Source organism: Trinickia sp. Z7, from assembly GCF_056498045.1.
Genome location: NZ_JAUEQW010000004.1, coordinates 83,249 through 105,098, shown reverse-complemented (window position 1 = coordinate 105,098; position 21,850 = coordinate 83,249). Strand labels below are relative to the sequence as shown.

The following is a 21,850-nucleotide window of genomic DNA, read 5'->3' as shown; positions in this document are numbered from 1 at the left end:
TGTTCGCGTTTTGCGCGGCTTTGCGTCGCGTCTCCTCGTTCCTCGTTGCTCCGCATACGGCTTTGCAACATAAAGCGATAGTCACGCTGTGACGAAGCCCGCACCGGATGCGGTTGCGATCTTCGAGGCATCGCGCAGCGTGCGTTTGAATGCATCGAGCGTATTGCATGCGAGCAATGCTTTGCGATCGCTGGCAGGCGACGGATTGGCGGGACGGCGAGCTTCGCCGAGCGCTTCGCCGATCGCGCGTTCGATGGCCGGCGGCGAGAGGTCTTCGAGCACGGGGCCGAGCGCACCGCCGCTGCAGAACCATCCGATCAATCCCTCCGACGTCGCGATGACGCGCTTACCGAATCGATAGGCCTGCACGAGCACGCCGCTCATGCCGTAGTGCCCTGTGTACCCGAGCCACACCGCATCGCATGCGGAAAACAGGTCGAACTCGAGTTCGTGCGGGATGAATCGATCGATGATGATCGGCGCGGGCCGCAGGCCGCGCGCGTGCGCTTCGAGAAACGCGCGCGTGTCGGCATCCTGCTCGCCGGCCACGACGAGCGTCGGCGCGCTTTCCATTCGCTCGAGCGCATGGACGAGTTGGCGAATCCCCTTGCGCTCGCTGATCGATCCATAAACGAGCAGATGCGCTCCCGCGCCGAAGTTCAAGCGAGCGCGTGCCGCGGCCGGGTCGTCGGGGGTCGCGTCGGGGAAGGGGTCGGCAAGATAGGCGATGGCGGCGCGTGTCGCCGGCATCGCGCGCGCGCACCATTCGGGCAGCGTCGGATCGATCGACAGCAGTGTGCGCAGCCCGCGCGCGCGCACCGCGCGCCGGAACAAGCCTGCTTTCACTGCGTCGAGCAGCGGGCGCTCGGGCGCTTTGACGCCGACGTGCCGGTGATGAAACGTCGATCGCATCGTGATGCCGATCCAGGGCGTGTCGCCGAACGGAGAACCCAGGAACGGCACCGCGTAGAGAAAGTAGTCGACGTAGGGCACGACCACCAGCGCGATCGGTTCGCGCTCGCGCACGAAGTCGTAGGCGTGTGCGAAGTAGCGGTGATAGCGCACGTACGCTATGCGCTCGGCACGGGCGGCTATGCCGCGGCGCGTCGGCGCATCGTCGACGTAGGCGATCTCGAGGTTGGGGCGGTGCGCATCGTCGATGCTGCGCGCGAGGGGATGATGCGCGTTGCACGGCGCGGTTGCGATCGTGCAACGCAGGCCCGCCTCGGTGTACGCCTGGGCGGCCCATTGGGCGTAGCGCCAGCGATGCCCGGTGAAGTTGGGCTCGATGATGAGCACGTTCGAAGAAGGGGGCGCTTGCAGCATCGTCGATGGAACCGTTAAGGGGGCGCTCTGGCTCGATCGAGCGACAGTAGCATCGCAGGCTAGGCGCCGGTCGCCAATCTGTCGGCTGTTTGCGCACTTTTGCGCATGTTTGCCGCGCACGGCGGGCGATGGCGGTTCGGCGCTAGGAGATGGCGTCTTGCGACGGCGTCCAAGCGTTACTTTGTTCCTCGCGTCGCGCTTGCGATGCCGGCGGGCGGCATGGCGCAGCGCGCCGTCGCTTTTTCATCCAACGATGCACGCGCACCGATGCGGTTTCCGTCCAACGTGAACACTTTGCGGGAAAAGAGAGCCGGCTCGATGCGCTTTGCGGCGGCGTCGCTGCGCGCGGGGCTCGCGCCGAGCGCAGCAACTTGGGTGCTGGCGCAGCAAGTGGCCGTGCGCGGCCTCGTCGCGATCAAGTTTCTAGCGATCGGCCGCATCCTCGGGCCCGCGGCGATCGGCAGCGTCAGCGTCGCGCTGCTCGCCGTCGCGATCGCCGAATCGCTGTCCGACACGGGGCTCGCGCAGGCGGTCGTGCAAGGCAGGGACGCGCCCACGCGCGACGAACTCGGCGCGGTGTTCACGACGCTGGTCACCCGCGGGGTGGGCGTGGCCCTCATCCTCGCCGCCCTGGCGCCGTTCATGGCGAGCCAGTTTCACCTCGTCGGATCGTTGCTGCTGCTGCAGATGGCCGCGGCGCTTCCGTTCGTGCGCGGGATCGCTTCGCCGAGCTACTACGTGGCCCAGCGCGAACGCCGCTTCTCGCGCATCGCGGCGATCGAAATCGGCGCCGCGTTGGCCGATTGCTGCGTGGGGCTCGCGTTTGCGTTGTCGGGCGCCGGGGCTTACTCGGTGCTCATCGGCATGCTGGTGGGCGAAGCGCTGAAGACGACGGTGACCTGGGCTGCATTGACGCCACGGCCGCCGCTCGCGCGGCGCTGGTCCGGCATCGGTCACTACCTCGGCTTCTCCCGATGGATTTGGGCCGGCAGCGTCGTCAATCTCGTCCTCAATCAGTTCGACAAGGTCGTCGTGGGCAAGATGCTCGGGCCCGCGCAACTCGGGGCCTATCAAATGTCGTCTCGGCTCGCGCAAATGCTGCTCGCCGATGCGGCCATCGCGCTGTCGCAGTATCTGTTTCCGACGTTCGCCGCACATCATCGCGAGGATGCCAAGCGGGCCGCGACGCTTTTTAAGCGCTATCTCGCGATCGGAGCCTGCGCGGTCGTACTCATCGTCCTCGTGCTGCGTGCGATCGCTTCATGGTTGTTTGCGCTCGTGCTGGGGCCGCAGTGGATGCCGGCCGTGCCGCTGTTTCGTGTCTTCGTCGTGAACATGGCGCTCGGCGCGCTGATTGCGGTGCTCGTCGCCTACCTGCGTGCGCGGGGCGATGCGCGCACGGCGGCGCAGGCATCGGCGATGCAGGTCGTCGTGCTCTTTGCCGTGGTGCCCGTCGCGCTGCGTCAATGGGGCGTCCTGGGCATCGCGTGGGGTATGACGGCCGGTCTCGCCACAGCCGGGCTTTGGATGTTCTACCGCACCGTGAAGCCGCGCTGATTCGAATTGATTCGAAACGGCGATGCGCTCGCGCCGTGCGTTCGGGCTGCGCTCACGCTTGCGAGCGTGCCGATCTAACTGACGGCACTATGCGTTCGGCCGGCGCGTGTTGCACCGGACTGCCGCGCAAGATGCAACGCGCTCGACGCGGGTTCGCGCTCAGTCTCGGCCGAAGAGAACTAGAAGATGGCGTACGCGGGCAGGCGGGCGTGCGGTACGGTTCCGATGACGCGTGCCGGTCCCGCCCCGGCGGCGCGCTGCCCGGAAAGCGGAATCGATCAGGCCTTCGCAACGACACCATGCGCATCCTCCAGTTGGTCCTCGCGCCGCGGCTCTCGGGCGCGGAAGTGCTCGTCAAGGGCATTGCGATCGGGCATCGGGCGAGCGGCCATACCGTTTGCGTCGCCTCGCTGCTCCCGCTCGAGGGCGATTTCGCCGAAGCGGCCGACGAACTTGCCGCGCACGACGTAGCCTGCGTGTTTCCGTCGCGCCGCTACGAACATCTGGCCCGGCTGCTGTTTCTCTACCGCGTGGTCCGGCGCTTCGCACCCGACATCATCTTCGCCCATACGACGATTCCCGCGCTCTATGCGCGCGCGCTGCCGCTCACGGTGCCGATCGTCTGCGTCATGCACTCCGGGATGAACGATTTCACCGAGAACCGGTGGCTGCTGCGGGCCGAGCGCGCGTTGTCGCGGCGCGCCAGCGCCGTCATCGGCGTGGCCCAGCGCAACCTCGATCAATACGTGGCGACGATCGGGCCGCATCCGCTGTTGTTCGTCGTGCCCAACGGCGTCGATCTAGCGCGCTTCCGTCACACGGAGGACGAAGCGCCGCGCGGGAAGCTGATCGTCCAGATCGGACGCTACATGCCAGAGAAGAATCAGCTCGATACGGTGCGCGCTTTTAGCGAGGTGCTTGCGCGCGAGCCCGACGCCCGGCTGCAGTTGTGCGGCGTGATCGAAGACCGCGACTACCATGCGCGGATCGTTGCGCTCGTTCAAGCACTGGGCATTGCGGCGCATGTGCGCGTGCAAGGGCCGCGCTCGGACGTGCCGGACGTGCTTGCGCGCGCCGACGTCTTTGCGATGCCGTCTCGCTTCGAAGCGCATAGCATCGGCTTTCTCGAAGCGCTCGCATCGGGCATTCCGATCGTCGCCAACGAGATTGCGGCGTTCGGCTTCGCGCGCGGCTACCCGGGCGTGAGCTTGGTCGATACGACGGATATCGAACGATACGCCCGCGCGTTGACCGAGGCGCTGACGCAGCCGCGGTCGACACGCCCGCTCGATGGACTGACGCTGGAAGATACGGCGCGCCGCTACCTGGAGATTGCGGCGAGGGTCGTGGCATAGGGGCCGCACACGCCAATTCCAGGGCTGCGCTTGCCGCCGGCGGCGCCGAGCGCAAGGAATGCGACGCAGGGAATACTCGATGCAGTGGTGAGGAGCACGCCGCGGCGAGGGCGCGACCGTTCCTTCGCCCCTGTCACGTCACGCAGCTTGCGCGGTTACGCCCACACCAGCCGCACGCCGACGAGCACGAGCACGGCGGCGAGTAAGTTGCGCAGCAGCGCTTCGGGCGAGCGCGATGAAAGATGGCTGCCGAGCGCGATGCCGGGCACGGAGCCGATCAGCAGCGAAATCAGCAACGCGCCATCGACGGAGCCCAGTATCCAATGGCCCATGCCCGCGACGAGCGTGAGCGGCACCGCATGGGCGATGTCCGAGCCGACGATGCGGGAAGTCGAGAGGGCGGGATACAGCAGCAGCAGCACGGTGACGCCGATGGCGCCCGCGCCGACCGAGGTGAGCGAGACGAGCGCCCCCAGCACTGCGCCCGTCAACGCCGTGAACAGCGCCGTGCGCACCGGGTTGGCGCTGCGCGGCGCACGGGCGGCGAATGCGGCCAGTTGCGGGCGAAAGACGAGCGCCACCGAGGTAATCAGGAGCGCAGTGCCTAGCACATGTTGAATCAGCGACGTAGCCGCTTGCGAATGCATGCCGTGGCGCTGCAGCAGCCATAGCGTGACGGCGGCCGCCGGCACGCTGCCGCACGCGAGCCGGCCCGTGATGCGCCAATCGATCGAGCCCTTGAGCCCATGCACGAGCGTGCCGGTGGCCTTCGTCACGGCCGCATACAGCAAGTCCGTGCCGACGGCCGTGGCCGGATGCACACCGAAGATCAACACGAGCAGCGGCGTCATCAACGATCCGCCCCCTACACCCGTCAAGCCGACGAGAAAGCCGACGCCGAGGCCGGACGCGGAGTACATGAGGTTGATGTGAGGCAGCGGCATCTGCGATCCAGAGGGGCTTGGCCCTTGCAAGGTAAGGCTGCGATTGTAAGCTGAGGCCGCACGATTCCTTAGAACAAAAGGCCATATCGTTAGAACAAGAGGCGATAACTAGCCGTGATCTTCGGGAAAATGGCGGGAGCGGCACACGCGCGGCGCTGGCCGCGCTAGCTGTTGGCGTTGGTGGCGAGGTCAGGCGTGCAGCGATGCGAGGGGGACGCTGCGCGAATCGGTCGATCGCGGTACGTGCGGCCCGATAGGAGCGGGAGAAGCGGGAGAAGCGGGAGAAGCGGAAGAAGCGGAAGAAGCGGAAGAAGCGGAAGAAGCGCGACCAACGTCACACCGGCTGGGAGGCGCCCGCTGCGACAAAACGACGTGCACTGCGCTTTCGCGCGGCGCACGTCGCTTGGCGGACGATCAGAGGGTTCGGGCCTGCGATTGTCCCGCAGTGCGCGGCTGGGTCGCGGCACTGACGATCACGAGCACGACGATATTCAACGCGAGCGCGACGAGCCCGATGTTGAGATCCTTGAGCTTGTCGGGCAAGAACGGGAACCATTGACCGATGCTCGCGTGCGCGAGCGTCGTATAGGCGACGACAGCCACGCCTGCCACGATGCCGGCGAACGCGCCTTGCTTGGTCACCCAGTTGCGCGCGGCCAGGCTCGTCACCACCGCGGGGAACAACTGCGTGACGAAGCTGTACCCCATCAACAGCAGCGCGACGATCGTTTCGCCGCCGCGCAGCGTGAAGAAGACGGCGATGAGCGCGATTGCGGGCACCAGCAAGCGCGCGAGCCGCGTGACCGTTGCGTCGGAAGCTTGGCGATTGACTGCGCCTCGGTAGACGTCGTTTGCGAGCAGCGTCGCCGCCGCGTTCAGGATCATCGATCCCGGCACGAGCGCGGTCAGCACGCCCGCCGCGCCGATCACGCCGACGAACCACGGATCGAAGGCTTGCAGCGACAGGTGAAACAGCGACAAATCGATGTCGCTTCCCTTCAGTCCCGGCACCTTCAGCGACGCCGCGAAGCCGACGAAGAACACGAACAGCAGGATCAATTGATACAGCGGCAGCACGGCCGCGTTGCGCCTGAAGATGCGCTCGTCGCGCGCCGTGAAGATCGAGCCGAACGTATGCGGCCACATGAAAAAGCCGAGCGAGGTCAAGAGCACGGTCGACTGGAACCACGCCACGCTCGAGCCTTTGGCGGGGAAGGTCAGGAACCCCGGCTTGGCCGTATCGATCGCATGGAACATCGGCGCGAAGCCGCCGTAGAAGTGGATCGGCAAATACACGCCGAGGAAGATGACGATCGCGAGGATCATCAGGTCTTTGACCACGGAGTTCCAGGCCGAGCCGCGCACCCCCGAGATCGTCACATAGGCGGTGACGACGATCGCGCCGATCCATACCGCGGCAGTGGGCGAGATTACTCCGTAGGAGGCGGTCGCCACGATGATGCCGAGGCCCTTGAACTGCAGCACGAGATACGGCACGAGCGCGACCACGTCGACGATCGCCACCAGCACGCCGAGCGACGGACTCGCGTATTTGCTGGACAGAAAATGTGGTTGCGACACGAGGCGGTGCGACTTCGCATAACGCCAGATTGGCGGCAGCAGCCAGTACGAAATGATATAGGCGAGCGTGGCGTACGAGAGGATGTAGTAGGCCGCGGCGCCTTTACCGTAGGCGAAGCCGCTCCCGCCGAGGAAGGTGAACGTCGTATAGATTTCGCCCGCCATCAGCAGGAAGACGAAAGCCGTGCCGAAGCTGCGTCCGCCGACCGACCACTGCTCCAGATTCATGTCGTGGCCGCGGCGGGCCCGCACGCCAAGCCCTAACGCGACGAGCGTGATGGCGGCGATGATGAGAAGCGCGCTGCTCATGAGCCGGCCTCCTCGGTGGTTGCGGCGCCGGCGCGATTGACCGGGTCGAGCCGATAAACGAGCGCCATGATGACCGCGCTCATGACGACCCAAAACACGATCCACGCAAGCACGAGCGGCATGCCCAGAACGAGCGGCTCGACGCGATTGACGAACGGGACGCCGAGCAAGATGCCGATGAACGGCAACGCGGCGAGTAACCGAAGAACCATGAAAATCACTCCTCGAGGCCAAGGGTGGTGCGGATGGACGACGGTAGTGCGAAGTACGGCGTAGCGCTTGGACTCTATGCCTGTTCCGCTCACGGCGTAAAGGTTTTCAAAAATATCCGCGCTGGGGCTTGCGCCAACTGCGATAGGCTCCGATTTGCGTCGCTTCGCGACGGGTTTGGCGGCGGCGTGCGTTTAACGAGAGGACGGCTCCCACGAGCCCATAGAGCGAAGAGCGACGATCGGACCATTTTCATGATGCAGTGCATTCAAAGCCGGAGCGGCGCGCGTTGAGCGAACGCGATCTCGATGCCGAACTTCTCGCCCGCGTGGCGCGCGGCGACGCGTCGGCCGTGCGCCGGCTGGTCGCGCACAAGCTGCCGCGTCTGCTGGCGCTGGCGACGCGCATGCTCGGCGATCGGATGGAAGCCGAGGACGTCGCCCAGGAGGCGTTCGTGCGGATCTGGAAACAAGCCCCGCATTGGCGCGAAGGCGAGGCGCGGTTCGATACCTGGCTGCATCGCGTCGCCATGAACTTGTGCTATGACCGGCTGCGCGCGCGGCGCGAACTGCCCGACGAGACGGTGCAGGATGCTCGATGCGAGCAAGAAGCGCCGATGCCGGGCGGCCCCGAGGCCGCGCTCGAAGCACGCCAGCATGGCGAGCATGTGCGGCAAGCGCTCGCGGCGCTGCCGCCGCGCCAGCGCGAGGCGCTCGTGCTCACCTACTACCAAGAGCTGTCGAATGCGGAAACGGCCGGCCTCATGGGCCTCACCGTCGAGGCGCTCGAAAGCCTGCTCGTGCGCGCGCGCCGTGGCGTGCGGGCACATTTGACGCATTTGAACCGAGCCGCGGAGGGCGAGCTGTCGCCCTCTACGCGCAAACGGTGACGACTTGAAGGATCGATCATGACGACGATGACCCCCGAACGATTTGCGCGGATCGTAGAGGCCTATGGCGCCGACCCGCGCCGCTGGCCCGACGGCGAGCGCGCGGCGGCGCGAGCGTATGCCCAAGCGAACCCGCGCGAAGCGCAGCAATGGCTGGCGGCCGCGGCTGCGCTCGACGCGGGGCTGGCCGCCGATGTGGTCGAGACGCCCAATCGTGCGCTGCAGCGCCGCATCGTTGCGTCGGCGCAGGCGCCGAGCCGAGCGCGCACGGCACAGGCGCGGCCCGCGCGCTGGTGGCTGTCGGGCGCCGCGTTGGCCGGCGCGGGCGTGGCCGGTCTCGCCGCCGGGGCGATGGCGATGTCGCTGCTGATGGCGGCGAACGAGCATTCGGTGGGCTACCACGAGCCTTCGTACTTATCGACGGGATTCGATGGCTCCGGCGGCGAGGGGAGCGGGCAATGACGACACGTGCGATCAAGGCGCTTTGCATCGGCTCGGTGGCGCTCAATCTTTTTCTGTTGGGTGCGATCGCGGGTGGGGCCTATCGCTGGTTCGCGGCTCGGCACCCGGCCGAGGCCACCGCCGGCGCGCGGGTCGCGGCGCCCACGGCGCTGCGCTTCGCCGCGCAGGGTCTTTCGCCGGAACGACAACGTCAGTTCCAGGAGGCCCTGCAGCACGCTCGGCGGGAGGCTCGGCCCCTCGTACAGGAGGCGCGCGCAGGGCGGCGCGACGTGCTGCGTCTCGTTGCCGCCGCGCAGTTCGATCGCGCGGCGCTCGACGCCGCGCTCGCCAATACGCGCGCTGCCGATCGCGCGGTGCGCGAGCGTGTCGAGGCGGCCGTGGCGGAGTTCGTCGCGACGCTCACGCCCGCCGAGCGCACGGTCTTCGCGCAAGGCCTGACGCTGCGCGGGCAGTGGCGGCAGCCGCCGGCTAGCCAAGCGAATGCGTCGAACCCGAACCCCGCCTCGGATGCGAACGCGCGCTAAGCGGCGCGTTCGCGCGCCCGAGTCAGAACGAGACGCCCTGCATCCGATGCGCGAAGCGCGCGCGTTCGGCGCCGTCCATCAACGCCAGAAACTGATCGGATCGCATATGCACCAATTCTTCGTGATCGCCCGCCTCGAAGTAGATCTCGGGTTGCTGGGCGAGACTTTCGTCGAGGAAGGTCATCATGCCGTATTCGGTGCAGACGGGCGGTAGCGCCCCGGGCGCGCAATCCTTGAACAGTTCGCGCATGTCGGTTTCGCTCGCGAGCGTCAGATGCCGGCCCGTCATCTCCCAGATCTCCGAGAGGCGCACCGCGTGCGTCGACGGCAGGACGGCCGCCACGTAGCCTTGCTCGTCTTCGAGCAGGACCGTCTTGGCCAAGCATTCGCCGGGCACATGGGCCGCGGCGGCGGTTTCGATGCTCGAGTGGCTGTACGGATGGTGAAGGACGTCGTATTGGCAGCCCTTGTCGTGCAGGCATGCTTCGAGGGTGGCACTCATCGTCATGGCGGACCTCCGTAGGAGGGAAAGGGCGGAGACGACCGCGATCGCCAAGCGCGAGGGCGGCGCACTCTTAGGATAGGCCGTTTGCTGGGTAGCGCCAGTGTCTTCGAAGCGGCTTCGCCTCGAAGCGCTAGTCTCGCCGCTGGCAGTCTGCCCTCGCAGCGACGAAAAATATGAACTACTCGCGACGGGTTGCGAGTGCCCGCCGCGTTTAAGGCTTACCGACGCAACGCCGAACAAGGAGCGAGGCCAGCATGACCGATTCACCGCAACTGACCGCAGCGGCCATCGCGCTGAACCGCTTCGGACTGGGCGCGCGCGACGACGAGCCGCCGCCCGCCGATCCGAAAGCCTGGCTGCTCGCGCAATTCGATCGCTACGAGCCGAAACCGGCCGCCTGGGCGCCGATGCCCGACGCGCAGTCGCTGGCGGGCTCGCTCGCGGCCGCACGCCAGAAGGCCGCGAGCGGCGCGGACGAAGCGGCCAAGCTCGCGGCGCGGCAGATGGTCAGGACCGAGGTGCGCGATGCTTACCGCGAAGCCGTGGACGCCCGCGTGCAGAGCGCGCTGACGAGCCGCGCGCCGTTCGTCGAGCGCCTCGTGCATTTCTGGAGCAACCACTTCGCGATTTCGACCGAGAAGCCGCAGGTGGCCGCGCTGGCGGGCGCGTTCGAGGCCGAGGCGATTCGTCCCTACGTGCTGGGGCGCTTCGACGACATGCTGCTCGCCGTGGAACGGCACCCCGCCATGCAGGTGTTTCTCGACCAGGTGCGCTCGGTCGGCCCCGACAGCGTCGCGGCAATGCGCGCGGACCTGCGCGATCCCCAGCACAAGCGCGGCCTGAACGAGAACTTGGCCCGCGAGATCATGGAACTGCACACGCTCGGGGTGCGCACGGGTTATACGCAGGAAGACGTAACCGAATTTGCACGCGCGCTGACGGGTTGGAGCATCGTCGGGCCGAAGGGCGATGGCGGCGCGCCCGGCAGTTTCGTGTTCCGCCCTCGTCTGCACGAGCCCGGCGAGCGCACGGTGATGGGCCGGCGCTACGGGCAGGCGGACGAGGCTCAAGCCCTGGCCGTCCTGCACGATCTCGGCGCCGCGCCCGCTACTGCGCATCACATTGCCACCAAGCTTGCCCGCCATTTCGCCGGCGACGATCCGAGCCCCGCCCTCGTTGCTCGGCTGGCCCGAGCGTTTCAGACGAGCGGCGGCGATTTGCCCACCGTCTACCGTGCGCTCGTCGCTTCGCCGGAGCCGTGGGCGAGCGCGCCGGTCAAGTTCAAAACCCCTTGGGATTGGACGATTTCAGCGCTGCGGGGGCTGGGCGCGCGCGAATTGGACGGCGTCAAAGCCGCGCCGCTGCTCGTGCAATTGGGGCAGCCGGTTTGGCGACCGGGCTCCCCGGCCGGCTACGACGACCTAGCCGCGAGCTGGGCCGCGCCCGACGCGCTGCTGCGCCGGGTCGAGCTTGCGCAGCGCATCGCGGCGCGCGTGGGCGATCGCGTCGATGCGCGCACCCTCGGGCCCGTCTTGACGGCCGGCTCCCTCAGTGCCGCGACGGCGCTTGCCGTCGCGCGCGCGGAAAGCGCGCAAACGGCGCTCGCGCTCCTGCTCGTGTCCCCCGACTTTCAACGGAGGTGAGCCATGCTCTCTCGCCGCAATTTCTTGAGGTTCACGGCCGCAGGCGCAGGCGCGATGCTCGTCGCTCCGCGGATGGCGTTCGCGAGCGTGCAATCGGAGCGCCGTTTCGTCTTCATCATCCAGCGCGGGGCAGCCGATGGGCTGCACATCGTCGTGCCCTATGCCGAGCCGGCGTACGCGACGCTGCGTGGCCCGATCGCCGTCGATGCGTCGGCTGCGACACGGCTCGACGGCACCTTTGCGTTGCATCCCGCGTTGCAGCAAACGGCGCAACTCTACGCGCAAGGGCAGGCGCTGTTCGTGCACGCAGTGGCCACGCCGTACCGCGACCGCTCGCACTTCGACGGGCAGAACGTGCTCGAAACCGGCGGCGGCGCCCCGTACAGCGTGCGCGACGGCTGGCTGAACCGCTTGGTCGCGCTCGTCGGGCCGAGCCGGGCCGAAGCGATCGCCTTCGCGCCTACCGTGCCGGCGGCGCTGCGCGGCAAGATCGACGTCGCTTCCTACGCGCCCTCGGGCTTGCCGAGCGCGCCCGATGATTTGCTGCTGCGCGTGGGCGCGCTCTACGAGGACGATGCGCAACTCGGGCCGCTTTGGCGCTCGGCCATGGCCGCTCGCGAGATGGCCGGCGGCGCCCGCGCGCGCGGCGATGCCGCCGGTCTCGGAAAAGTCGCCGCAAGTTTTCTTGCGCGAGCGGACGGTCCCCGCATCGCCATGATCGAAACCGGCGGTTGGGATACCCACAGCGGGCAGAGCGCGCGCCTTGCGGCGCAGCTCAAGTCGCTCGACGCGATGCTCGGTGCATTGCGCGAGGGCCTCGGCCCCGTGTGGGACAAGACGACGGTCGTGGTGGCGACCGAGTTCGGGCGCACGGCGGCCGTCAACGGCACCGAGGGAACCGATCACGGCACCGGCACCGCGGCGATGATGTTGGGCGGAGCGATCCGGGGCGGACGCGTGCTGGCCGATTGGCCCGGTTTGCGCGCGACCGATCTCTACGAGGGGCGCGATCTGCGCCCGACCACATCGCTCGACGCGATGATCGCCGGCGCGGCGAGCGAGACCTTCGGCCTCGATCCCCATCGCACGATGGCGTCGCTCTTTCCCCAGACGACGAAGGCCAAGCCCTTGACGGGGCTCGTTACCGTCTGACCGAGCGCGAGCGCAGGTGGGCAGGGTGGCGGGCAATGGCGCAACCCTGTCACGCCGCGCTCGCGATCGCCCGCAATGCGGCACCCACACACCGCCTCGCGCCGGGCTCACCGGTGACGAGTGACGGGGCAATTCAACCCAGGGAGGCAGTTAGATGTCGATTCGTTTTTCACCTTTTTCACCTATTCGCTCACGCGCCGCGCAGGCGTTGTTGCTGTCGGCTGCCGCGCTCGCGCTGTCCGCCTGCGTGGTCGAGCCGGCACGGCCGCCGCGGCCCGCGCCGCTGGTCGAAGTCGTGCCCGCACGGCCCGCGCCCGAGTATCACTGGGTGAAGGGGCACTACGTGTGGGTCGGCAATCATTGGGATTGGGTTCGTGGCCACTGGGCCCTCGACTGATCCGATCCGCGAATCGGTCGCGACCGGCCGCGCAGCCGCGGGATTCACGCGCCGTAGTTGCGCAGCCGCTCGAGATCGACGACGGTGACGCCGCCGTACTCGAGCCTGACGACGCCATCCTGGTGCAGCGCTTTGAGCGCTTGATTGGCGACTTGGCGCGTGATGCCCGAGAGCAAGCCTAGCTCTTCCTGCGTGATCTCGAGGTGGTCCCCGCCGCCCGGATAGAGCACGGGGTTGAACAGCGAGGCGATGCATCGCGCGAGGCGCGGCGTCGCATCGAGCATGCGGTCGTATTCGAGCAGCGCCATGAAATGGCTGAGCCGCTCGTTGAGCTGGCGCACGAGGAACCGATTGAACGCGACGCTGTGCTCGACGAGCCACATGAAGGTCGCGCGGTCCATGAACGCCATGCGCGTGTTGCGCAGCGCGACGATGTCATAGCGGCGCGGTTCGTTCTTGAGCACGGAGCCCTCGCCGAACCAGCCGCCTGCCGGCACCCCCGTGAACGTGACGCTGCGGCCGTCTTTCGAGACTGCGCCGACTTTCACGAGCCCCGAGACGACGCCGGTCCAGCTTTCGAGCACGGTGTGTTTCGGGCAGATGCAGGCGCCGCGCGGAAAGTTCTTTTCGACGATGCCGGCGCCTGCACGCTCGGCTTCCTCTTCGGGCAGTTCGAGCGACCAGGCTGCGATGTGGGCGAGCCGCGCCCGCCCCACGCCGGGCCGGCCGGCTTCGGCATCGGGGCGCGGCGGCGCCGTCATGGGTTCGCGGCGGGCTCGGCCGCTGCCGCACCGGGCATGCGGCGCTGAACGCCGACCGGCAATGCGCTCACGCGGCGCACTTCCGGCGAATCGAGCCAGGCGCGCGAACCGATGCAGTCGACGAACATCTCGGTGGCGTCTTCGCCCCAGAACAGCTCGCCGTCGAGCACGAACGTGGGCACACCGAACAGGCCCAGCGCCATGGCTCGATCGGTGTTGGCTTTGAGCGCGTCCTTGGCGCTTTGCGCTTCCACTGCTTCCACGCCTTGCGGGTAATCCATGGCCGCACAGAGCGCCGCGAAGCCTTCGGGCGAGGCGACGTCGTGGCCGTCGCGCCAGATATGCCGAAAGATGCGCCGGATCACGTCGAGCGAGTTCCCCATCGCGATCGCGAGCCGTAGCGCCTTGAGCGAATTGAACGGGTGCGCGGGCGGCATGCGGTAGGCGATGCCGAGCTTTTGCGCGCGGTAGAGCGCATGACGGTAGGTGAAGACGCGCTTGGCCGGAATCTCGGCCGGGCCGCGTTGCCCCACCTGCGTCAGGATGGCGCCGAACGCGATCGGCCGCGCTTGGACCGTCAGCGTGGCGGGTAGCTTGTCGAACTGCTCCAACTGCAGGTAGGCGAACGGAGAGACGAAATCGAAGAACCATTCGGCCGTATGGCCGGTCGTGGAGCTGGACATCGTATGAGTTCTCCCGGTTAGGGTTGGCAAGTGGACATCGACGGCGTCTCGTCGGGCGCCGCCGTCTATCGCGCGTGCGGTATGCGCCCCGGCAACGGAGCGGCTTTCCGGCTCAGGGCGCGAGCTGCCGCCATGCGGGCGAAAGCGCGAACGGCGCATCGGTCATGGCACGCACGTCGGCGAGTGTCGCATGCGAAATGATTTCGCGCAGCGACAAGCCCGTCTCGGTGACGTCGAACACCGCATGCTCCGTGACGATCACCTTGACGCAGCCGCGGCCCGTCAACGGCAGCGTGCAGCGCGGCAGGATCTTCGAGCGCCCATGCTTGTCGGTATGCGCGAGCGCCGCGATCACTTTCGGCGTGCCGTAGCACAGATCCATCGCGCCGCCGATGCCCGGCCACCATTTGCCGTCGCGCTCGCACGCCCAGTTGGCCAGGTTGCCCAAGGCATCCACTTGCAGCGCGCCGAGGATCGTCACGTCGAGATAGCCGTTGCGCATTGCGCCGAGCGAGGTCGCCAAGTCCATCAGCGCCGCACCGGGCGGCAGAGTGATCGGCTCGGTGCCCGCATTCGTGAAGTCGCTATCGATGTCCGCGAGCGCGGGCCGCCCGCCGAATCCGAACGCGCCGTTTTCCGTATGGAAAACGATGCCCGCTCCGGCATCGAGGTAGTTCGCCGTCAGCGTCGGGATGCCCAGGCCGAGATTGACGACTTCGCCGGCTGCCAGCTCCTGCGCGCAACGCGCCGCGATGCGCTGTTTCGGATCGGTCAGGTAGGTACGGGTCAGCATCGTGGTCTCCTCGCATGCAGCGGTCGGTTTTGCGCTGGGCCTTCACGCGCTGGCGGCGGTTTCTTGCGGCAGACGGCCCAGCTTGGCCCACTGGTTGCGGTAAAGCGCGTGCTGGGCGGGCAGGGTGAGCCCTTGTACGACAGCATCGACGAACACGCCCGGGCAGCCGACGCGTTCCGGCTCAATGGCGCCCACCTCGACGATCTCGTTGACTTCGACCACGGTATAGCGGCCGGCCATGGCGATATCGCGCTGATTTTGCAGCGACGTGCCACGAAATTCGACGTTGCCGAACGTATCGGCGCGCCAGCCCTTGATGATCGAGACATCGGCCGTGAGCGGCCGCTCGACGAAGAACTCGCGACCGTCGAGCGTGAGCTTGTCCTTCGGGGCGTCGCGCGTGGGGAACATGCCCGGCTGATCGAGGATGCCGATGCCGACGGGGATCAGCACGCCCCCCAAGCCCATCGCGCCCGCCCGCACTTTCTCGGCCCAGGTTCCCATCGGGAAGAATTCGGTCACGCGCACGGCGCCGGTCAGGTAGGCCCAGGTCGACTCGTCCGTCGTGCCGACGTGCGTGCCGATGAACTCGGCAAGCTGCCCCGACGTGAAAAGTCGCGCCTTCAAAAATCCGCCGCGCAGCCCAGGGGTATTGGCGATCAGCGTCAGGTTGCCGATCCCGCTGGCGAGCAAGGCTTCGATGCAGCAAGCCGCCTCGCCCGCGCCGACGAATTCGCCCAGCATCAGCCGCATGCCCGGCAGCAAGGGGGCCAGCGCCGCCTCGATCGATTTGACTTTATTTACGTAGCGCATCGCCCTCTCTCCGTGGTTCGTGCAACACGAGCCGCCGCCGCGCGCGAAGGGGACTGCGCCGCGCGAGCCGATTGCGACGCAGTGTAGGGCGCGTCGCGCCGGCAAGTTGTCTTGTGGATGACAGTTCATCGCTTCGAGCGGGAACGCTCCATGCTCGTACGGTTCTCGCCTTTGTCCCCGTTTACGGAATCCCCGAGCGTCAGGAGGTTGCCCCGATGTTTCGCTGTTCTGGTTTTCTCGTCGCGCTGCCCGTGGCCTCCGCCGCGCGGCATCGGGCGCGGCTGCGATCGGCGCGCGAGGCGGCATGACGATCGGTTGCCCCGAATGCGGTGCGCTCGCGCACACGTCCGCGCTGGCCGGGCGGATGCTCGCGCGCTGCCGCGTTTGCCGCTATCCGCTCGAACGCGCGAGCGGCCGCTCGGTGGCGGCCGCGCTCGCGTGTTCGTTGACGACGTTCGTTCTTCTGCTGCCCGGCAATTTCTCGCCGCTGATGACCGTTCATCTGCTCGGAGGCGAGCGCTCGTCGGTGCTGGCATCGGGGATCGTGCTGATGTGGCGCGAACGTTTCGAACTGTTGGCGGTGCTGCTCGGATTGGCGGGCATCGTGCTGCCGCTCGTGCGCTTTTCCGCGCTCTCGATGGTGCTCGCGGCGGTGCTGCTGCGCTGGCGCCCGCGTTGGCTCGGACGCTGCTACCGCTGGACGATTTGGCTCGACGCCTGGGCGATGCCCGATGTCTTCTTGCTCGGTTGCTTCGTCGGCTATTCGCGCGTCACGCAAGACTTGACCGGTTCGATCGACGCCGGCGGCTATTGCTTCGTCGCGGCCGCGTTCATGTCGATGGTGACGCGCGCCACGCTCGATCGCCGCACCGTTTGGCGCGCGATTGCGCCCGAGCGCGAGGTCGCGCCCGGCGAGCGCGTGCTCTCGTGCACGGCGTGCGACCTCATCGCCCCGGTGCAGCACGAGGGGCGTGCCTGCCCGCGTTGCGGGTTGAAGCTGCGCAAGCGCAAGCCTGATGCGATCGCCCGCGCCGCCGCGCTCAGTGTGGCTGCGTTCGTGTTGGCGTTCCCCGCCAATCTGTATCCGATGACGACTTCGATGCAGCTCGGGCATCCCGTCACGCATCGCATCATCGATGGTGTCACCGAGTTGTTCAAAGCCGGGTTGTGGCCGCTCGGCATTCTGATCGTGGGCACGAGCATCGCGATTCCGTTCGCGAAACTGTTCGGCATGGCGTGGTTCATCGTCTCGACCCTGCGTCGCTCGACACGCCACCTGCGCACGAAGACCCTCGTCTACCGGCTCATCGACGAACTGGGGCGCTGGTCGAACGTGGACGTGTTCACGATCGCGGCGTTCGCGCCGTTGATCCAGTTCGGCGGCTTGGCGAGTTCGCGTCCCGATGACGGCGCGACCGCGTTCGCGCTCGTCGTCTTCTTGACGATGGCGGCCTCGCGCGCATTCGATCCGCGTCTGATGTGGGACGCCGCCCAGCGGAGGCGCGCGTGAACGATCTGAACGAGCCCCGCACCGAGGCCGCCGACTTGCGCCGCACGCGTTGGCCGGGCTGGATTTGGGCCGTGCCGATCGCCGCGTGCGGCGTGGCGGCCTGGCTCGGCATTCGCGCACTCGTGCATGGCGGCGAGACGGTCACGATCGTGTTCGACAACGCCTATGGGATGAAGGCCGACGATACCTCGGTGACGCTGCGCGGCGTGAGCATCGGCCAAGTGCGGGACGTCTCGCTCGACGACGACGGCCGCCATGTCGATGTGCAAGCCGAGATCGATCGCAGTGCCAAGCGCTATCTGCGCAAAGGCACACGTTTTTGGGTGAAGGGCGCTCAGATCGATTTGAGCGATCCCTCCACGGCCAAGGCGATGCTCGGCGGCCCGGAGATCGTCATGGAGCCGGGACCCGGTGCTCAGACGCGGCGCTTCGTCGGAGGCGAGGGCGCTTATGCGCCTCGCGGCCCGGTCGTGAAATACGTGATTCGCTTTCCGGGCGCGGTCGGGCAACTGGACGCGGGCGCACCGGTGCGGCTGCGCGGCTTTCGCATCGGCGAAGTCGCGCATGTCGGCCTCCGATACGATGCGGCCACGGGTACGCTCGATTCGCCGGTCGAGGTGGCGATCGATTCGAGCACGCTCGGCCTGGCCGATGGCGTCAAGCCGGCCGACGGCAATTGGCGGCCGGTCGTCGACGATATGCTCCGGCGCCTGATCGCGGCGGGGTTGCGTGCACGCCTATCGCAAGATCCGCCGATCATCGGCGCGCGCGAGGTCAAGCTCGACTTCGTCGCCGGCGCGCCCAGCGCCGAGTTGGCGGCGAGGGCGGGCGAAACCGACATCCCGAGCGCGCCTTCGGGCGATGTCGACGCGATCATGGCCAAAGCGGACGACGTCATGACGAAGGCCGACCACGTGATGACGAAAATCGATGCACTGCCGATCGAGCAGACCGGCGAGGACATTCGCCGCATCGCGGCGCGCATTCGCACCTTGTCCGCGTCGCCGCAGATCGCCGATAGCTTGGACCACCTGGACCACTCGATCGCACAGGTCGACCGCACGCTGCGCGAGGTGTCGCCGCAACTCGGGCCGCTCGTCGCGCAACTACGCCAAACGGCGCACGAGGCCGATAGCGCCGTGGCGGCCGCCAATCGCACGATCGGCGGCGATCCGATGCGCCAGAACGATTTGCCCGAAGCGCTGCGCCAGTTGACCGAAATGGCGCGCTCGGTGCGCTCGCTCGCCGATTATCTCGACCGCCATCCGGAAGCGCTCGTGCGCGGCAAGCAAGGGAGTGGGCAATGACACGGAAGACGACGTCGCTATTGGCCGCGGCGCTGCTGCTTACCGCATGCGGGCACAGCCCGCCGACGCGCTACTTCTCCCTCGACGCGGTTCCCTCTAGCGCACCGCTCGCGACGAAGGGGGCGGCGCTCCGCGCGATGCCGACCGTGCAATTGGGCGCGGTGCGCGTTCCGGCCGCGCTCGATCGGCCGGAAGTCGTCGCCCAGGATGCGTCGCATCGGCTTTCGGTGCGCGAGAACGATCATTGGGGGGCGCCGCTGGAGCAGCTTGTGCGGCACGCGCTGGCGCAAGACCTGCTCGCGCGGTTGCCGCCCGGCGCGTTCGTGCTGCCCGAGGCGCCTGCGCCCGACGGAACCCGAGGCATCGTCGTGACGGTGCTCGATCTGCGCGCCAACAAAGACGGTCGCTTGACGCTCGAAGGCAGTTGGACGCTGACGGCCGGGCAGCCGGCCAAAGCCTTGTTGATGCAGGACGTGGCGTTGAGCGAGCCGATGTCCTCGGACGATTCGGCGGCGATCGCCGATGCCTTGAGCCGCATCATCGGGCAACTGGCGGATCGAATCGCGCTCTCCCTGGCGCAGCAACCCTGAGGCGCGCACTGGAACTGGGGCGCGTTCGATAAACGGGATCCGGCCCCGCTAGCGTTGCCGTAGGTCCGAGGCTTGCTATCGGCGATAAGCGGGGCAGCGTTATCGTCTTGAGATCGGATGCGACCTGCTCCGCTCGATCAATCAACCGTTCCCAACGAAGGGGTGACCGAGCCCCAAGGTATTGCGCTATGGCAGTTGCCGCACCGGGTTTCAATTCGCATCAGGATGAGCCAGGGCATTTCGTTCGGTTCTATCAAGCCGATTCACTGCTCGTCGCCGAAGTCGCGCGGTTCGCTTCGCGGGCGATGCACGCCGGAGGCAGGGCGATCGTCATCGCCACGCAGGCGCATTTGCTTGCGATCGGCGCGCGCTTGGACGAGCTCCAGCGTGACGACGGCGGCCGAGCGCATGACGACGGCCGCTTCGTGGCGCTCGATGCCGAGGCCACGCTGGCGCGCTTCATGGTCGACGGCGCGCCGGACGAAGCGTTGTTTTCCGCATCGGTGGGCGCCCTCGTCGCGTCCGCGGACGTACCCGGCGGCGGCCCGTTGCATGCATTCGGCGAAATGGTCAGCCTGCTGTGCGAGCAAGGGTTGCACGAGGCCGCGGTGCGGTTGGAAGCGCTGTGGAACGAGCTTGCGCGCCGGCACCGTTTCACCTTGTTTTGCGCCTACCCTCAGGCCCTCTTCTCCAACGCGGAACACAGCCCCGTGTTCGAGCACATTTGCGCCGCGCACACTCATGTGCTGCCGAGCGAGTTGCTGACGAGCAAGGACGATGCGCAGGCGCATCGGCTCATCGCGCTCTGGCAGCAAAAGGCGATGGCGCTCGAACGCGAGGTGGAGCGTCGCAATCGCGCGGAGGCCACGGTGCGCACGGCGCAGCGCCAGCGCGATGCCCTTTTCATGAACGCGCCGGTTGCCGCCGCATTGCTGTGCGGGCCCCAGCACGTTTTCGAATTGGCCAATAAGCGGTTTCGGGAGCTCGCGGGCGGTGCGCCGCTCGCGGGCCGCCGCTATGCGGAGGTCTTCGCCGAAGCGGATCACGGCGCGCAGATCGGCGCGTTGTTGACACGCGCGTTCGAACAGGGCGAGCCCACCGTGGGCGCGGACGTACGCATCGACATGACGCGGCCCGACGGCGCATTCGAGCCGCGTTACTTCACGTTTCACTTCGAACCGCTGCGCCTCGTCGAACAGACGGTGGACGGCGTGATCGCGGTGGCCGTCGAGGTGACCGAACAGGTGCGCGCCCGCGGCCGCTTCGAGAAATCGCATGCGGAGCGCGAACGTCTCGTCGCCGAGCTGCGACAGGCGAGCCGCGCCAAGGACGAGTTCCTTGCAATGCTCGGGCACGAGCTGCGCAATCCGCTCGCGCCGATCGTCACGGCGCTGCGACTGATGCGCATGCGCACCGAAGGCGACACGCTGCGCGAGCAGAGCATCATCGCGCGGCAGGTCGACCATTTGGTTCGACTCGTCGACGATCTGCTCGACATCTCGCGCATCACGCGCGGCAAGATCGAGCTGAAGAAGGAAACGGTACGGGTCGCCGACGTGTTGGCCAATGCCGTCGAGATGGCGAATTTTCTATTGGAGCACCGTGAGCACACGCTGACGATCGACGTCGACCCGGACCTCGTTTGGCGCGTCGATGCCACGCGCCTCGCGCAAGTCGTCTCGAACCTGCTGACGAATGCCGCACGCTACACGGCGGTGGGCGGGCACATCGAATTGACGGCGCAGCGCGAGCCGGGGGGCATGATCGCGATCAGCGTGCGCGACAATGGCATCGGCCTCGCGCCCGACGTACTGTCGCGCGTGTTCGAGCTGTTCTTTCAGGGCCAGCGCAATCTCGATCGTGCGGAAGGCGGCCTTGGGATCGGCTTGGCGCTGGTGAAGAGCCTCGTCGAAATGCATGGCGGAAGCGTCAGTGCGACGAGCGCGGGCGTGGGACGCGGCAGCACGTTCGCACTGCGCATTCCCGGCGAGCGCATAGCGCGGCACGCCGCCGAGCCATTGCCGCGCACGGCCTCGATGGCCCACGGCGCCGCGGCGGCATCCAAGCATCCGCCCGCGGGCGGTGCGCGTGCCGAGACGACCCTGCGCGCAGGCGCACTCGAACTCGTGGATGCGAGGCGCGTGCTGCTCGTCGACGACAACGTCGATGGCCTGGAAGCGCTTGCCGAACTGCTGAAGGAGTGCGGCCATCACGTCGAAGCCGCGTCCGATCCGTCGGCCGCGCTGCAGCTCGCGCGGCGCTTCGTGCCTGAGCTCGCCGTCATCGACATCGGGCTGCCGGTCATGGACGGCTACCAGCTCGTGGGCCGCCTGCGCGCCGAGCAAACGACCCACGGCTGCGTCTTCGTCGCCCTGACGGGGTACGGCCAGGAGGCCGACCGCCATCGCAGCCGCGAGGCGGGTTTCGACCATCACTACGTCAAGCCGCTCGATCCGTCGCAATTGCTGCGGCTCATCGAAGCATTGCCGCCGCGCGTGATCGACCTCGATCCGCAGATCTAACTGCGCGCGGCTTGCGC

The 21,850-nt window shown here is 67.5% G+C and carries 21 protein-coding genes; 12 read left to right on the top strand and 9 right to left on the bottom strand.

The features are described 5' to 3' along the window. Positions 1-81: 81 nt before the first annotated feature. Complete coding sequence (locus QQS38_RS09330; RefSeq protein ID WP_479645091.1) at positions 82-1,326, bottom strand: glycosyltransferase; 1,245 nt, start codon at positions 1,324-1,326, stop codon at positions 82-84. A gap of 318 nt (positions 1,327-1,644) precedes the next feature. Between QQS38_RS09330 and QQS38_RS09325 the strand changes: the two genes are divergently transcribed. Further along, the gene (locus QQS38_RS09325; protein WP_479645368.1) at positions 1,645-2,883 is read left to right on the top strand and encodes an oligosaccharide flippase family protein; all 1,239 of its coding nucleotides are present in this window, start codon (positions 1,645-1,647) and stop codon (positions 2,881-2,883) included. 299 nt (positions 2,884-3,182) lie between these two features. Then, entirely contained in the window at positions 3,183-4,238 is a 1,056-nt protein-coding gene (locus QQS38_RS09320; RefSeq protein ID WP_479645090.1) for a glycosyltransferase family 4 protein, read from the top strand. A gap of 155 nt (positions 4,239-4,393) precedes the next feature. On the opposite strand, the gene QQS38_RS09315 is transcribed toward QQS38_RS09320, so the two are convergent. The 3 genes from QQS38_RS09315 to QQS38_RS09305 all read right to left on the bottom strand — a co-directional run bounded on the left by QQS38_RS09315 (position 4,394) and on the right by QQS38_RS09305 (position 7,284). Then, positions 4,394-5,182 (bottom strand): sulfite exporter TauE/SafE family protein, encoded by a 789-nt coding sequence (locus QQS38_RS09315; protein WP_479645089.1) that lies wholly within the window; start codon positions 5,180-5,182, stop codon positions 4,394-4,396. A gap of 414 nt (positions 5,183-5,596) precedes the next feature. Continuing rightward, the gene (locus tag QQS38_RS09310; RefSeq protein ID WP_479645088.1) at positions 5,597-7,072 is read right to left on the bottom strand and encodes a sodium:solute symporter family protein; all 1,476 of its coding nucleotides are present in this window, start codon (positions 7,070-7,072) and stop codon (positions 5,597-5,599) included. Beyond that, positions 7,069-7,284 carry a DUF3311 domain-containing protein gene (locus QQS38_RS09305; protein ID WP_479645087.1) on the bottom strand — a complete coding sequence of 72 codons (216 nt, stop codon included), beginning with the start codon at positions 7,282-7,284 and terminating at the stop codon, positions 7,069-7,071. Before QQS38_RS09305 ends, QQS38_RS09310 begins: the two co-directional genes overlap by 4 nt. Positions 7,285-7,571: 287 nt before the next feature. On the opposite strand from QQS38_RS09305, the gene QQS38_RS09300 reads away from it, so the two are divergent. From QQS38_RS09300 to QQS38_RS09290, 3 genes are read left to right on the top strand one after another with little or no spacing between them, the layout of a single operon-like run. Next, entirely contained in the window at positions 7,572-8,171 is a 600-nt protein-coding gene (locus tag QQS38_RS09300) for an RNA polymerase sigma factor (RefSeq protein ID WP_479645086.1), read from the top strand. Positions 8,172-8,198: 27 nt separating this feature from the next. After that, the gene (locus QQS38_RS09295; protein WP_479645367.1) at positions 8,199-8,633 is read left to right on the top strand and encodes a hypothetical protein; all 435 of its coding nucleotides are present in this window, start codon (positions 8,199-8,201) and stop codon (positions 8,631-8,633) included. Continuing rightward, a complete protein-coding gene (locus tag QQS38_RS09290) occupies positions 8,630-9,157 on the top strand; it encodes a periplasmic heavy metal sensor (RefSeq protein ID WP_479645085.1) in 528 nt (175 codons plus the stop codon). The genes QQS38_RS09295 and QQS38_RS09290 overlap by 4 nt, the downstream gene beginning before the upstream one ends. 22 nt (positions 9,158-9,179) lie before the next feature. On the opposite strand, the gene QQS38_RS09285 is transcribed toward QQS38_RS09290, so the two are convergent. Next, positions 9,180-9,665: an aminoacyl-tRNA deacylase gene (locus QQS38_RS09285; protein ID WP_479645084.1), complete on the bottom strand. Its 486-nt coding sequence runs from the start codon at positions 9,663-9,665 to the stop codon at positions 9,180-9,182. Positions 9,666-9,916: 251 nt separating this feature from the next. On the opposite strand from QQS38_RS09285, the gene QQS38_RS09280 reads away from it, so the two are divergent. From QQS38_RS09280 to QQS38_RS09270, 3 genes are all read left to right on the top strand, one after another. Beyond that, positions 9,917-11,305 (top strand): DUF1800 domain-containing protein, encoded by a 1,389-nt coding sequence (locus QQS38_RS09280; RefSeq protein WP_479645083.1) that lies wholly within the window; start codon positions 9,917-9,919, stop codon positions 11,303-11,305. A 3-nt stretch (positions 11,306-11,308) separates the two neighbouring features. Continuing rightward, entirely contained in the window at positions 11,309-12,457 is a 1,149-nt protein-coding gene (locus QQS38_RS09275; RefSeq protein ID WP_479645082.1) for a DUF1501 domain-containing protein, read from the top strand. Positions 12,458-12,611: 154 nt separating this feature from the next. Further along, entirely contained in the window at positions 12,612-12,854 is a 243-nt protein-coding gene (locus QQS38_RS09270; protein WP_479645081.1) for a YXWGXW repeat-containing protein, read from the top strand. A gap of 44 nt (positions 12,855-12,898) precedes the next feature. Here QQS38_RS09270 and QQS38_RS09265 read toward each other — a convergent pair whose 3' ends face one another. The 4 genes from QQS38_RS09265 to QQS38_RS09250 all read right to left on the bottom strand — a co-directional run bounded on the left by QQS38_RS09265 (position 12,899) and on the right by QQS38_RS09250 (position 15,904). Then, the gene (locus tag QQS38_RS09265; protein WP_479645080.1) at positions 12,899-13,615 is read right to left on the bottom strand and encodes a Crp/Fnr family transcriptional regulator; all 717 of its coding nucleotides are present in this window, start codon (positions 13,613-13,615) and stop codon (positions 12,899-12,901) included. Next, positions 13,612-14,298, bottom strand: a complete 687-nt coding sequence (locus QQS38_RS09260) for a 2-hydroxychromene-2-carboxylate isomerase (protein WP_479645079.1) — start codon at positions 14,296-14,298, stop codon at positions 13,612-13,614. Before QQS38_RS09260 ends, QQS38_RS09265 begins: the two co-directional genes overlap by 4 nt. 112 nt (positions 14,299-14,410) lie before the next feature. Next, positions 14,411-15,091 carry a 3-oxoacid CoA-transferase subunit B gene (locus QQS38_RS09255; RefSeq protein ID WP_479645078.1) on the bottom strand — a complete coding sequence of 227 codons (681 nt, stop codon included), beginning with the start codon at positions 15,089-15,091 and terminating at the stop codon, positions 14,411-14,413. Positions 15,092-15,133: 42 nt separating this feature from the next. Beyond that, positions 15,134-15,904 (bottom strand): CoA transferase subunit A, encoded by a 771-nt coding sequence (locus QQS38_RS09250; protein WP_479645077.1) that lies wholly within the window; start codon positions 15,902-15,904, stop codon positions 15,134-15,136. 304 nt (positions 15,905-16,208) lie between these two features. Here QQS38_RS09250 and QQS38_RS09245 point away from each other — a divergent pair, with 304 nt between their 5' ends. The 4 genes from QQS38_RS09245 to QQS38_RS09230 all read left to right on the top strand — a co-directional run bounded on the left by QQS38_RS09245 (position 16,209) and on the right by QQS38_RS09230 (position 21,833). After that, a complete protein-coding gene (locus QQS38_RS09245) occupies positions 16,209-17,414 on the top strand; it encodes a paraquat-inducible protein A (protein WP_479645076.1) in 1,206 nt (401 codons plus the stop codon). Next, positions 17,411-18,721 carry an MlaD family protein gene (locus tag QQS38_RS09240; RefSeq protein ID WP_479645075.1) on the top strand — a complete coding sequence of 437 codons (1,311 nt, stop codon included), beginning with the start codon at positions 17,411-17,413 and terminating at the stop codon, positions 18,719-18,721. The genes QQS38_RS09245 and QQS38_RS09240 overlap by 4 nt, the downstream gene beginning before the upstream one ends. Further along, the gene (locus tag QQS38_RS09235) at positions 18,718-19,311 is read left to right on the top strand and encodes a PqiC family protein (protein WP_479645074.1); all 594 of its coding nucleotides are present in this window, start codon (positions 18,718-18,720) and stop codon (positions 19,309-19,311) included. The genes QQS38_RS09240 and QQS38_RS09235 overlap by 4 nt, the downstream gene beginning before the upstream one ends. 188 nt (positions 19,312-19,499) lie before the next feature. Further along, on the top strand, positions 19,500-21,833 hold the full coding sequence (locus QQS38_RS09230) for a hybrid sensor histidine kinase/response regulator (protein WP_479645073.1): 2,334 nt from the start codon (positions 19,500-19,502) through the stop codon (positions 21,831-21,833). Positions 21,834-21,850 lie beyond the last annotated feature (17 nt).